General features: G+C 63.3%; 11 protein-coding genes and 2 pseudogenes. 11 read left to right on the forward strand and 2 right to left on the reverse strand.

Features of this window, described 5'->3' with window-relative positions:
- Positions 1–6 precede the first annotated feature (6 nt).
- From N0Q91_RS29040 to N0Q91_RS29055, 4 genes and pseudogenes are all read left to right on the forward strand, one after another.
- On the forward strand, positions 7–777 hold the full coding sequence (locus N0Q91_RS29040) for an amino acid ABC transporter ATP-binding protein (RefSeq protein ID WP_018097183.1): 771 nt from the start codon (positions 7–9) through the stop codon (positions 775–777).
- Between the two features lie 62 nt (positions 778–839).
- Complete coding sequence (locus tag N0Q91_RS29045; RefSeq protein WP_275598947.1) at positions 840–1,670, forward strand: ABC transporter substrate-binding protein; 831 nt, start codon at positions 840–842, stop codon at positions 1,668–1,670.
- A gap of 85 nt (positions 1,671–1,755) precedes the next feature.
- A pseudogene (locus N0Q91_RS29050) lies at positions 1,756–3,146 on the forward strand (MmgE/PrpD family protein).
- Positions 3,147–3,156: 10 nt separating this feature from the next.
- Complete coding sequence (locus tag N0Q91_RS29055; protein ID WP_275598948.1) at positions 3,157–4,035, forward strand: polysaccharide deacetylase family protein; 879 nt, start codon at positions 3,157–3,159, stop codon at positions 4,033–4,035.
- 68 nt (positions 4,036–4,103) lie between these two features.
- Here the strand turns inward: N0Q91_RS29055 and N0Q91_RS29060 are convergent, their stop codons facing one another.
- Positions 4,104–4,940, reverse strand: coding sequence for an amidohydrolase family protein (locus N0Q91_RS29060; protein WP_275598949.1), 837 nt, complete (start codon positions 4,938–4,940; stop codon positions 4,104–4,106).
- 50 nt (positions 4,941–4,990) lie between these two features.
- The gene (locus tag N0Q91_RS29065; protein ID WP_010975556.1) at positions 4,991–5,773 is read right to left on the reverse strand and encodes an IclR family transcriptional regulator; all 783 of its coding nucleotides are present in this window, start codon (positions 5,771–5,773) and stop codon (positions 4,991–4,993) included.
- A gap of 167 nt (positions 5,774–5,940) precedes the next feature.
- On the opposite strand from N0Q91_RS29065, the gene N0Q91_RS29070 reads away from it, so the two are divergent.
- The 7 genes and pseudogenes from N0Q91_RS29070 to N0Q91_RS29100 all read left to right on the forward strand — a co-directional run bounded on the left by N0Q91_RS29070 (position 5,941) and on the right by N0Q91_RS29100 (position 12,726).
- On the forward strand, positions 5,941–7,260 hold the full coding sequence (locus N0Q91_RS29070; RefSeq protein ID WP_018097178.1) for an ABC transporter substrate-binding protein: 1,320 nt from the start codon (positions 5,941–5,943) through the stop codon (positions 7,258–7,260).
- Between the two features lie 69 nt (positions 7,261–7,329).
- A complete protein-coding gene (locus tag N0Q91_RS29075) occupies positions 7,330–8,226 on the forward strand; it encodes a carbohydrate ABC transporter permease (protein ID WP_275598950.1) in 897 nt (298 codons plus the stop codon).
- A pseudogene (locus tag N0Q91_RS29080) lies at positions 8,226–9,091 on the forward strand (carbohydrate ABC transporter permease). Before N0Q91_RS29075 ends, N0Q91_RS29080 begins: the two are co-directional and overlap by 1 nt.
- Before the next feature lie 6 nt (positions 9,092–9,097).
- Positions 9,098–10,195: an ABC transporter ATP-binding protein gene (locus tag N0Q91_RS29085; RefSeq protein ID WP_275598951.1), complete on the forward strand. Its 1,098-nt coding sequence runs from the start codon at positions 9,098–9,100 to the stop codon at positions 10,193–10,195.
- Between the two features lies 1 nt (position 10,196).
- Entirely contained in the window at positions 10,197–11,309 is a 1,113-nt protein-coding gene (locus N0Q91_RS29090; RefSeq protein ID WP_275598952.1) for a mandelate racemase/muconate lactonizing enzyme family protein, read from the forward strand.
- Between the two features lie 12 nt (positions 11,310–11,321).
- Entirely contained in the window at positions 11,322–11,651 is a 330-nt protein-coding gene (locus N0Q91_RS29095; RefSeq protein WP_275598953.1) for an L-rhamnose mutarotase, read from the forward strand.
- The gene (locus N0Q91_RS29100) at positions 11,644–12,726 is read left to right on the forward strand and encodes a Gfo/Idh/MocA family protein (RefSeq protein WP_275598954.1); all 1,083 of its coding nucleotides are present in this window, start codon (positions 11,644–11,646) and stop codon (positions 12,724–12,726) included. The genes N0Q91_RS29095 and N0Q91_RS29100 overlap by 8 nt, the downstream gene beginning before the upstream one ends.
- Position 12,727 lies beyond the last annotated feature (1 nt).

Genomic DNA, 12,727 nt, shown 5'->3' on the forward strand with positions numbered 1-12,727 from the left:
TCGGTCATGAACCAGGATATTCTCGTCAAGGCTATCGACGTCACGAAGAACTACGGCACGTTCCGCGCTCTCGACAAGGTCAGCCTGGACGTCGCCCGCGGGGAGGTGAGCTGCATCATCGGTCCCTCGGGCTCGGGCAAGAGCACGCTTCTGCGCTGCATCAATCTTTTGGAGCGGATGGACGGCGGAGCGATCTGGGTCGAGGACGAACTGATCGGCTACCGCCGCGACGGCAACAATCTCCACGAGATCAGCGATGCGGAGATTTCGCGCCAGCGGCGGCGGATCGGCATGGTCTTTCAGCGCTTCAACCTGTTCCCGCACAAGACCGCCCTGGAAAACATCACAGAGGGCCCGGTGCAGGTGCTCGGCGAGCCGGTAAAGGAAGCGCGCGACAGGGCCTCGGCATTGCTGGAGCGGGTGGGCCTCGCGGACAAGGCGAACCATTACCCTTCCGAGCTTTCCGGGGGCCAGCAGCAGCGCGTCGCGATCGCCCGCGCCATGGGCATGCGGCCGGACCTCATTCTCTTCGACGAACCCACATCGGCGCTCGACCCTGAACTGGTGTCGGAAGTGCTCGATGTGATGCGGGACCTTGCCGCCTCCGGCATGACGATGATCGTCGTCACCCATGAGCTCGGCTTCGCCCGCAACGTGGCGAATACCGTCACCTTCATGGAGACCGGCAAGGTGGTCGAAACAGGCTTGGCATCGGAGGTTCTCAGCACCCCGAAAAGCGCCCGAACGGCGGAGTTCATCAAAGCCGTTCACAGCTGAGGAACAGAAAAACGGCGGCAGACGAAGCCGCCGGCTCGAACCAGGACAAGATGGGGAACCACATGAACAAGCATATCGCAGCGCTCACGGTCGCATGCCTCGCCGCAACCTCCGCCAGTGCCGCCGGCCTGCCCGAGCGGGTGAAGTCGGCCGGCAAGGTCGTCGTCGCCAACCAGCCGAACTATCCGCCGATGGAATATGTCGACCCGGCGACCAACGAGCTTAAGGGTGTCGACATCGACCTCGGCGTTGCGCTCGCCAAAGAGCTCGGCACCACGGTCGAGTGGTCGAATATCGGCTTCGAGCAGATGATCTCGTCGCTTCAGACCGGCCGCGTCGACCTTATCCATAGCGGCATGAGCGATCTTCCGAAGCGCCGGGATACGCTCGATTTCATCGATTACATGAAATCCGGCGCGCAGTTCTACACGTCCTTCGCCCGCAAGGACGAGTTCAAGACGCTCGCCGATTTCTGCGGCAAGACCGTCGGCATGAGCCGTCGCACCTCTTTCCCGGACGAGACGGCGAAATGGAGTGCTGCCAATTGCGAAGCCAAGGGGCTGCCGGCCATCAAGGTCGTCGGTACGGAAGGCTCCGCCGATGCCCGCGCCCAGCTCAAGCAAGGCCGGCTCGACGCCGCCGTCCAGGGTTCCGAAACTCTGCCCTATCTGATGGATCTCGAGAAGGACACCTACGCCGTCGTGGGTGAGCCCTTCACCGTGGTCTATCAGGGCATCGGTTTTGCCAAGAAGGACACGGAACTGCGCGACGCCTATGCCGCAGCGCTGAAGGCCCTGATGGAATCAGGCGAGTACAAGGCGATTTTCGCCAAATACGGCCTCGAGGGCACCTTGCTCGATGGCATTTACGTCAATGGCGAAGCGGTGAAGTAATCCGCCGCGTTGCGGCCCCGCCGAACAGGCCGGGCCGCAAAATGCGCCGTCGCCGACCGATTCTCGACAAACCATGAGCAGTTCCATGCCCCGCGTTGCCGCCGACGCGCCGGTCGACAGGCTGGCATCCTTTCTTGCAGCCCTTAAGTTCGAAGCGCTTCCAGCCGATGTCGTCAAAAAGACCAAAGTCCACATCGCGGACACGATCGGCGCGGCACTGGCTGGCGCCCGCTCGGCGGAAGCCGGCATAGCCCGCAGGGCCGCCGGTGTGCCCGGTAGCGCGCTGATCTGGGGCACCGGCGATCGCGCGGCAGCGCGTGAGGCCGCGCTCATAAACGGGGTCGCGGCCCACGCTTTCGAACTCGACGATTCCGGCGGGTGCGACCATTCGGGCGCCGTCGTCATTCCCGCCGTTCTGGCCGCGATTGCCGAGGCGAAGCGCCCGGTGACGGGCAGGGAGCTCATCGCCAGTGTGGTCGCGGGCTACGAGACCGGCCGGCGCGTCCTCGAAGCGGCGGGCGGATACGACAGCCACAACGGGCTCGGCTGGCATTCCACGGGCACCTGCGGGACGCTTGCGGCTGCGGCGGCCGTGGCCAGGCTTTCCCGTTTCGATGATCGTGCCACGCGCGATGCGATCACGCTCGCCACCAGCTTCTCATCCGGCCTCTGGGCCTTCATCCATGACGGATCGCAGGCGAAGAAGGTCCATGCCGGCCGCGCGGCCGAGGGCGGGCTGCTCGCGGCGCGGTTGGCGGGGAGGGCCTCGCCGGCCCCTCCAGGGTCTTCGACGACGTCTGGGGCGGCTTTTTCCGGTCGTTCAACAAGGATGTCTGCGAGCCGCAGAAGCTATGCGAAAGACTCGGCGACGACTGGAAGGTGAGGCGTGCGGTCCTCAAACCTTACGCCTCCTGCCGGGGCGCCCATTCGGCGATCGATGCGCTGGACGACCTGCTTTCGGAAACGGGCCGTGATGCAGCTGAGATCGAGCGGATCGAGCTGCGGTTGAGCGCCATGCTGATGGGAATGTGCGGCGCCCGGGAGAACGGTGCCATGGCGCCCACGCAGATGAGCCTGCCCTATGCGCTTGCGGCACGCTGCGTGTACCTGACGGCCGGGCTCCAGGCCTATGCCGCCGACCGGCGTGCCGATCCCCGCCTGCGGGCCGTCATGGAGCGCGTGCTGCTCACGGTGGACGATGAGATGCAGCCGCTCGACGAGCCGGTCGTCACGCTTCTCTTCAAGGACGGCGCTCGTCTGGCACGAATGGTGCCCCGCGCGACCGGCTCCGCCGAAAGGCCGATGCGCCCCGCCGCCATCCGCGCCAAGTTCGGAGAGCTCGCCGCGATGAGCATCGAAACGGAGCAGGCGGACGGGCTCTGGCGGATGCTCGCCGAGGTCGAACACGTCGAGGATTGCCGCGCTCTGGAGCCCCTGCTTGCCGGCGACGGCGACAAGCGTCTCGTTTTCTGCTGAGGATTTCGTCATGACCTACGACCTGACGCCCCGTCCGCTCAATCCGGCGCCGCAAACGCCGGCGCTGACCTGGCCGAACGGCGCGAAGAGCGCCGTCTTCATCGGCTTCGACGTGGATGCCGAAACCGCATGGATCGGCAACAATCCTTCGAATGTCGATCGGATGGTGACCACCTCCCATGGCGGCTACGATGCGCGCGTCGGCATTGCCAGGATCGTCGAACTGATGGACGAGCTGGCGATGAAGGCGACGTTCTTCACGCCCGGATGGACGGCGCTTGCCCATCCCGCGGCCTGCGAGAAGATTGTCGCGGCCGGACACGAGATCGGTCACCACGGCTATCTTCACAAGATGCCGGATCGCGATCGGCTGGACGAGACGTTCGAGGAGATCGACCGCGGCTTCGAGGCGCTGCAGCGGGCATTCGGCATCCGTCCCGTCGGTTATCGCGCGCCCTCGGGAGAGAACTTTCCCGAGCTCATCGCCTATCTTGCCAAATCGGGCATCCGCTATTCCAGCTCATTTCGCGACGACATCCTGCCCTACCGGCACGCGTCGGCGGACGGCGTGCCAGGCCCGGTGGAGATTCCGGTCAATTTCGCATTCGACGACTGGAATTTCGGGATGTCCAGCCGCTCGAGCGCGCGACCGCTCTTCGGCCGCGAAGCCGTCCTTTCGCTCTGGATCGACGAATTCGAGGCCACCCATGCCTGGGGCGGCGTCACGACGCTCGTCCTGCACCCGCAAGTGTCCGGCCGTCCGATGCGCTGGCACCTCCTTCGCGACTTCCTGCGTCACGTTCAGGCAAAAGGCGACGTTTGGATCGCAACCGGCAAGGAGATCGCCGACCATTTCGAGACGCTGGAACGGCAACGCGCCGCATCATGACGGCGTCTCCCGCACGCCCTCATTGCGGTGTGACAAGCACAGGGGTGAGGGAGCAAGGGAGAGAATGGTCAGGGCAGGTTCCAGATCCGCCGCGCATTGCCGGAGAGCAGCTTCCTCCGTTCCTCGGGACTGCAGCCTTCGATGAGAGCCTGGGTGGCCGCGACCCAGGTGGAGAGGTTGCCGCCGAGGGTGCAGACCGGCCAGTCGCTGCCCCAGACGACGCGGTCCCATCCGAAGACTCCGATGGTGTGCTCGACATAGGGACGGATGGAGGCGAGCGCCCAATCTTCCTCCGCATAGGCGACCACTCCGGAGATCTTGGCGACGACATTCGGGCGGCGGGCGATCTCGGTCATATGATCGCGCCAGGGATGCTCCGCGTGACCCTTTATGTCGGGAACGCCGCAATGGTCGAGAATGAACTGAACGTCGGGCGCGAGGTCGGCGAGTGCCATGGCTTTCGGAATCTGATGCGGCAGGACGCAGAGATCGAAGGTGAAGCGGGTGCCGGAGAGCCGCTTGATGTTTTGGCGAAAGAGAGATTGCTCGGAGAGATCGTCGGCAACGACGTGCAGCACCCGCCTGAAACCCTTGACGAAGGCGTTTTCCTCCTGCCGCGCGAGATAGGCGGCGAAGCCTTCCTCTTCCGGGCGGCAGGCGGCAATTGCGCCTTTGAGGAGGCTTCCGGGCTCACCCGCACGACGCGCGACCTCGCGCGTTTCGAGTTCGATCTCAGCCGGGTCGACGTCCACTTCCATATGCAGCGAGGCGGCAATGCCCACGCGCTTTGCCTCCGCCGCATAGGTCGAGTAGAGAAAATCGCGATTGAGCGCGGGAACGCCGGCGAGCCACGGATAGTTTAGCGCCGATTTGTCGATCAGATGCAGATGCGTGTCGATGATCAAGGCTGCTCCTCCTCTTCGTTCAAATAGGAAGTCTGTTTTTCCGATGCGGATCAACCCTGCGCGACATCGGCTCCGGCGAGCGCCGAGAGCTGCGATGCGGTCTTGAGCAGGAGCGATATGGTCTCGGTGATATCAGGGGCCGAAGGATTGTTGACCAGGGAGATATAGGGGCAGGTGAGCGCTGCGATGCTGCGTCCGTCGGGCCCAAGGATCGGGGCGGAGAGGTTGTAGACACCGGCGGTCTGGGCACTTGCCATCATCTCGTAGCCGCGCTCGCGGATCTGGTCGAGACGGGCGTAGAATTCCGGGGTGAGGTTGATCTCGTCCCTGCTGCGCACATGTTCGGAGATCATCATTTCCCGTTCCTCCGGCGAACGGAAAGCAAGCAGCACGTGGCCCGATCCGGTGTCGAACAGGCTGATATGCGAGCCCACCCGGATCGAAATGCCCCAATAGTCCGGCGCCTCCTGCTGCGCGATCACGACGGCCGAGCCGCGGTCGAAGACGGCGAGTTGGTTGGCCTGCTTGGACCGCTGGGCGAGCTCGCGCATCAGCGGCGTGGCGAAGGAGGCGAGCCGGCGCACGGGCGCATGCAACTGCGCCAATCCGAAGAGTTTCAGGGTCAGCGAATAGAGATCGCCGTCGATACGGGTCACGTAGCCGCGGCGCACGAGACGGTCGAGCATGCGGTAGAACTCGTTCGGACTGCGGTTCAGCCTCTTCGAAATCTCAGCCTGCGTGAGGCCGCCGTCGACGCTGGCAAGCAGCTCCAGTATGTCCAGGCCCTTGTCGAGTGCCGGCGCGCGATACTTGTCGGACTCTTCATTGTCCATCCGCGTCTCTCCCAGATGAATATTCCTCTCCATATACGCATGAAAAGCGGAAGACGGAAGGGAATGGCCCTTGACCATCCATAAATTTATCGTTTGTATATAAATTAGTTTCTCACGGATGAGGACTCATGCTCCTGGAGAAGGGCGTGTTCAGCGGAGGAAATACAATGAACAGGCTGCTTTCCGGCGTATCGGCCGGAGTGATCATGCTTGCTTGCGCAATGGGGGCGGCAAATGCCGCGGACCTGCCCGGCAAGTTCGAAGGCGTGACCATCGACGCCAAGCTGATCGGTGGACAGCAGTACGAGAAACTCTATGAGCGCATCGGCGAATGGGAGAAGGCGACCGGCGCTAAGGTCAACATCCTGTCGAAGAAGAACCACTTCGAACTGGACAAGGAGATCAAGTCCGATATCGCCACCGGCGGCCTCACCTGGTGCGTCGGTTCGAATCACTCTTCCTTCGCGCCGCAATATCCGGACATCTATGCGGACCTTTTCGGCCTCATCCCTTCCGAGGAAGTGGCCAAATTCGTGCCGGCCGTAATCGACGCCTCGACGCTCGACGGCAAGCTCGTCATGCTGCCGCGGGCGCAGTTCGACGTCTCCGCGCTCTATTTCCAAAAGAGCCTATACCAGGACGAGGCGAAGAAGACCGAATTCAAGGCCAAATACGGCTATGACCTCGCGCCGCCGGACACCTGGGCTCAGGTGAGCGACCAGGCAGAATTCTTCGCCGCTCCGCCGAATTTCTACGGCACCCAGTTTGCCGGCAAGGAGGAAGCGATCAACGGCCGCTTCTACGAAATGCTGGTCGCCGAGGGTGGGGAATATCTCGACAAGGACGGCCGCCCCGCCTTCAATTCGGAAGCGGGCGTGCGCGCGCTCGAATGGTTCGTCAAGCTCTACAAGGACAAAGCGGTACCGCCGGGCACCACCAACTATCTCTGGGACGATCTCGGACAGGGCTTCGCCTCGGGCTCGATCGCGGTCAATCTCGACTGGCCCGGCTGGGCATCCTTCTTCAACGATCCGAAGTCGTCGAAGGTCGCCGGCAATGTCGGCGTCAAGGTTCAGCCGGCCGGCTCCTCCGGCAAGCGCACCGGCTGGTCCGGGCATCACGGCTTCTCGGTGACCGAATCCTGCGCCGACAAGGAAGCAGCCGCCTCGCTCGTCTGGTGGCTGACGAACGAGGACAGCCAGAAGCTCGAATCCGCCGCCGGCCCGCTGCCGACGCGAAGCGCCGTCTGGGACTACAACATCAAGGCCGCTGAAGGCGACGCCTACAAGACCGAGGTCCTGCAGGCGTTCCAGGAAGCGGCCAAGCATGCTTTCCCGGTGCCGCAGACGGCTGAGTGGATCGAGATCTCCAACGCAGTCTATCCGGAGCTGCAGGCAGCGATCCTCGGCGACAAGACGTCGAAGGAAGCGCTCGACGCGGCCGCCGAAAAGGCGACCGGCATCCTCGAAGACGCCGGCAAGCTCTGATCCCGATTGAAAGGCGGCGCCGGACCGTTTCGGCGCCGCCACGCATGTGAACTCTTCCCAGGATCTCCGATGAAGCTCTCGAAACTGTCGGCACCCACGCTTCTGCTGCTTCCGGCCTTCATCGTCCTGGCAGTGTTCATCGTGCTGCCGCTCGTCTTCTCGCTTTATTCGAGTTTCACCCCGTTCCGTCTGACGAAGCCGGACTCGCTTTGGGTCTTCATCGGTTTTCGCAACTATATGAACGTCCTCACCAATGCCGAGTTCTGGGTCGCGTTCGGCCGGACGGTGCTCCTTCTCACCGTCGCGCTCAACGCCGAGATGTTCCTCGGTCTTGGCTTGGCGCTGCTGGTCAACAAGGCGACTTACGGCCAGCGGGCGTTGCGGACCGCGATGATGTTTCCGATGATGTTCTCGCCGGTGCTGGTGGGCTTCCAGTTCAAGTTCCTGTTCAACGACAATATCGGCTTCGTCAACAACGCGCTGCAGTCGCTGGGCCTCACCGACCGTGCCATCCCCTGGCTGATCGACGGCAATCTCGCGCTCTTCTCGATCATCGTCGCAGAGGTCTGGTCTTCGACCGCGGTTTTCGCGATCCTCATTCTCGCCGGGCTGCTTGCCATGCCCAAGGATCCGGTCGAGGCGGCCCATGTCGACGGCTGCACGCCCTGGCAGACCTTCCGCTACGTCACCTGGCCCTATCTGATGCCCTTCGCCTTCATCGCGATGACGATCCGTTCGCTCGATGTCGCGCGCGCCTACGACATCGTCAAGATCATGACGGATGGCGGCCCGGCAAAGCGCACCGAACTTCTCTGGACGCTTATCGGACGCACCGCCTATGGCGACGCCCGCATGGGGATGGCCAACGCAATGGCCTATGTCGCCATCCTGCTGTCGATCGTCTTCACCGTCTATTTCTTCCGCAAGCTCGCCGCGGCGCGCCAGCAGATCAGAGCCGAGTGGTAATGGATACGAACGCGTCTCATCGCCTGCGGCGGCGGTTGCTGAAGGTGGCGCACCTCGTGGGGCTCTTTCTCGCCATGCTGGTCATCTGCCTGCCGGGCCTCTGGATCGTGCTTTCATCGCTGAGGCCGACGGTCGAGATCATGGCCAAGCCGCCGGTCTGGATTCCGGAGACGCTCTCGTTCGACGCCTACCGGGCGATGTTTTCGGGCGCTGGACAGGGGGCGTCCCGGTCTGGGACTATTTCCGCAATTCGCTCATCGTATCGGTCACCTCCACCGTCATCGCCCTGGCGATCGGCCTTTCCGGCGGCTATGCCTTTGCGCGCTACCGGTTCAAGGCGAAGTCGGCCATCTTCCTCGGCTTCATGCTGACGCGCGCAGTACCGGGCATCGCGCTGTCGCTGCCGCTCTTCATGCTCTATGCGCGCACCGGCATCATAGATACGCATTTCTCGCTGATCCTCACCTATGTCGCGCTCAACGTTCCCTTCACGATCTGGCTGATCGACGGATTCTTCCGCCAGGTGCCGAAAGATCTCGCGGAAGCCGCGCAGATCGACGGCTGCACACCTTGGCAGGCCTTCTGGCAGGTGGAGTTTCCGCTTGCCGGCCCGGGCATTGCGTCGGCCGGTATCTTCGCTTTCCTGACGTCCTGGAACGAATATGCGCTCGCTTCGCAGATTACCCGCTCCGTCAATTCCAAGACCTTGCCCGTGGGGCTCCTCGACTACACCGCCGAATTCACCATCGACTGGCGCGGCATGTGCGCGCTTGCGGTCGTCATGATCGTTCCCGCGTTGACCCTCACCTTCATCATTCAGAAGCACCTCGTCTCGGGCCTGACCTTCGGCGCGGTGAAAGGATAATCGTTCATGGCGCCCGTTACGCTCAAGAAACTCGTCAAGCGCTACGGCGCTCTGGAAGTCGTGCACGGCATCGATCTCGAAGTGAAGGATCGCGAATTCATCGCGCTCGTCGGACCTTCGGGCTGCGGCAAGTCGACGACGCTGCGCATGATCGCGGGGCTGGAGGAGGTCAGCGGCGGCGCGATCGAGATCGGCGGGCGCAAGGTCAACGATCTGCCGCCGCGGGCGCGCAACATCTCGATGGTCTTTCAGTCCTATGCACTCTACCCGCATATGACGGTTGCCGAGAATATGGGCTTCTCGCTGAAAATCGCCGGGCGTCCGGCGGAAGAGATCAAGACGCGCGTTGCCGAGGCGGCGGCGATCCTCGATCTCGGCCATCTTCTCGAACGTCGCCCTTCGCAACTGTCGGGCGGCCAGCGCCAGCGCGTCGCCATGGGACGCGCGATCGTGCGGCAGCCGGACGTCTTTCTGTTCGATGAGCCTTTGTCGAATCTCGACGCGAAGCTCAGGACCCAGGTGCGCACCGAGATCAAGAAACTGCACGCCCGCATGCAGGCGACGATGATCTACGTCACCCATGATCAGGTGGAGGCGATGACGCTCTCCGACCGCATCGTCATCATGCGCGACGGGCATATCGAGCAGGTGGGCACGCCGGAGGATGTCTTCCGCCGCCCGGCGACCAAGTTCGTCGCCGGCTTCATCGGCTCGCCGCCGATGAACATGGAGGAGGCGGTCCTGACGGACGGAAAGATCGCCTTTGCAAGCGGAGCGACCCTGCCGCTTCCGCCACGCTTCCGTTCCTCGGTTCGCGAGGGCCAGAAAGTGACCTTCGGGCTTAGGCCGGACGATGTCTATCCTTCGGGGCACGGCCTCCATGCGGGCGATGCGGACGCCGTCCACGAGATCGAGCTTCCGGTCACGATCACGGAACCGCTGGGCAACGAAACCCTGGTTTTCACTCAGTTCAACGGGCGGGATTGGGTCTCGCGGATGCTCAACCCGCGGCCGCTGCGCCCAGGCGAGGCGGTGCGCATGAGCCTCGATCTGTCCCGGGCGCATCTCTTCGACGGCGAGACCGGAAAGGCTTTGGCAGGCTGACATGGCAAGGATCGAGAAAATAGAACTGCGGATGGTGGATCTTCCGCCGAAGGTCAAGCGGACCGACGCCATCCAGAGCTTCGTGAGCCAGGAAACGCCGATCGTCACGATCACGGATGCGGACGGTGCGACCGGCACCGGCTACAGCTACACGATCGGAACAGGCGGATCGTCCGTCATGCGGCTGCTCTCCGATCATCTGGTTCCAATCCTGCTCGGGGAAGACGCGGACTGCATCGAGGCGCTTTGGCACAAGATGGAGTTTGCGACGCATGCGACGACCATCGGCGCCATCACGGCCTTGGCGCTCGCCGCCGTCGATACGGCGCTATGGGATCTGCGTGCGAAGAAGCAGAAGCTGCCGCTCTGGAAACTGGCGGGTGGCGCGAAGGAAAGCTGCCCGCTCTACACCACCGAGGGGGGCTGGCTGCACATCGAAAAGCAGGCCCTCGTCGACGACGCGTTGCAGGCGAAGGCCAGGGGCTTCTCCGGATCGAAGGTCAAGATCGGCAAGCCGAGCGGGGCGGAGGATTACGATCGGCTCTCGGCCATGCGCGCAGCACTTGGCGACGGCTTCGAAATCATGACGGATTGCAATCAGGGCTTCACCGTCGACGAGGCGATCCGCCGCGCCGCCCGGCTCCGCGAACTCGATCTCGCCTGGATCGAGGAACCGCTGCCGGCCGACGATCTCGACGGTCACATCCGCCTGACGCGATCGACGCCGACGCCGATCGCCGTCGGCGAGTCCATCTATTCCATCCGCCATTTTCGCGAATATATGCAAAAGGGCGCCTGCTCGATCGTCCAGGTGGACGTGGCGCGGATCGGCGGCATCACCCCTTGGCTGAAAGTGGCCCACGCGGCGGAGGCCTTCGACATTCCTGTCTGCCCGCATTTCCTGATGGAACTGCATGTGAGCCTCGTTTGCGCGGTGCCCAACGGGAAATATGTGGAATACATTCCGCAGCTCGACGATCTGACGCAAAAGGGAATGGAGATCCGGGAGGGCAGGGCGATCGCGCCTTCCGATCCGGGCATTGGCATCGCCTGGGATTGGGAGGCTGTCCAGGCGCGCTCGGTCGCCGAGTTCACCCGCGAGTTCCGCCGGTAGAAGGGAACGGTCATGCAGAGAATGGGAATGGTGATCGGGCTCGAACCGCCGAAAGTGGCGGAATACAAGCGGCTGCATGCGGCCGTCTGGCCGGAGATTCTCGCGCTGATCAGCGAGTGCAACATCACCAATTACTCGATCTTCCTGAAGGAGCCGGAAAATCTTCTCTTCGGCTACTGGGAATATGTCGGGGAGGACTTCGAAGCCGACATGGCGAAAATGGCGGCACATCCGACAAACCAGGAATGGTGGTCGGTGTGCATGCCCTGTCAGAAGCCTCTCGAAAGCCGCAGGCAAGGCGAGTGGTGGGCTATGATGGAGGAAGTCTTCCACCATGACTGAGACGTTCGATCCCTCGTCGCTGCGGCAATGGTGGCCGAAGCCGGCTACGCCACGCCCCATCGTCATCTTCGGTGCGGGCAGCATCGTCGGCGACGCCCATCTTCCGGCCTACAGAAACGCAGGCTTCCCGGTGGCCGGCATCTTCGATCCGGATGCGGAGAAGGCGGCGGCGCTCGCACGGCAATGGGATGTCAGCGCGTTTACGAGCGAAGGGGAGGCTCTTTCGGCGGAGAACGCGATCTTCGATCTCGCGACGCCGCCGGCCGCGCACGCCTCGATTCTCTCGAAACTGCCGAAGGGCTCCTTCGCGCTGATACAGAAGCCGATGGGCAGCGATCTTGCGGCGGCGACCGGGATTCTCGAAATCTGCCGTGAGCGGAACATCAGGGCGGCGGTGAACTTTCAGCTTCGCTTCGCGCCGATGATGCTCGCGCTCAAGGACGCGATCGCCAGGGGCTATCTCGGCGAGGTTGTCGATTTCGACGCCTGGCTGGCGCTTGCGACGCCCTGGGGGCTCTGGCCGTTCCTGAAGGGACTGCCGCGCATCGAGATCGCGATGCATTCCATCCACTACCTGGACCTCGTGCGCAGTCTCCTAGGCGATCCCCAGGGTGTTCACGCCAAGACCATCGGCCATCCGAACCACGAGGTGGCTCAAACCCGCACCGCCGCGATCCTCGATTACGGCGATGCCGTGCGCTGCGTGCTTTCCGTCAACCACGACCACGATTTCGGGCGGAGGTTCCAGGCCTGTGAATTCCGCATCTGCGGGACGAGGGGTGCCGCCTATGTCAAGCTCGGCGTCAATCTCGACTATCCGCGCGGGGAGCCGGACGAGCTGTGGATTCGTCCCTCGGGGGACAGCGAATGGATTTCGGTGCCGCTTGAAGGTTCGTGGTTCCCCGACGCCTTCGCCAACCGGATGGCCAATCTGCAACGCCATGCCTGCGGCGAGGACGATGAACTCATCGGGTCGGTCGAGGACGCATGGCGGACGATGGCCCTGGTGGAGGCCGCCTATCAATCGAGCGCGCGCCCGGCAACGCCGATCGCAGCGCTTCCATCGGAAAAGTGAA

The organism is Sinorhizobium prairiense (genome assembly GCF_029201645.2).
Lineage (GTDB): Bacteria > Pseudomonadota > Alphaproteobacteria > Rhizobiales > Rhizobiaceae > Sinorhizobium > Sinorhizobium meliloti_A.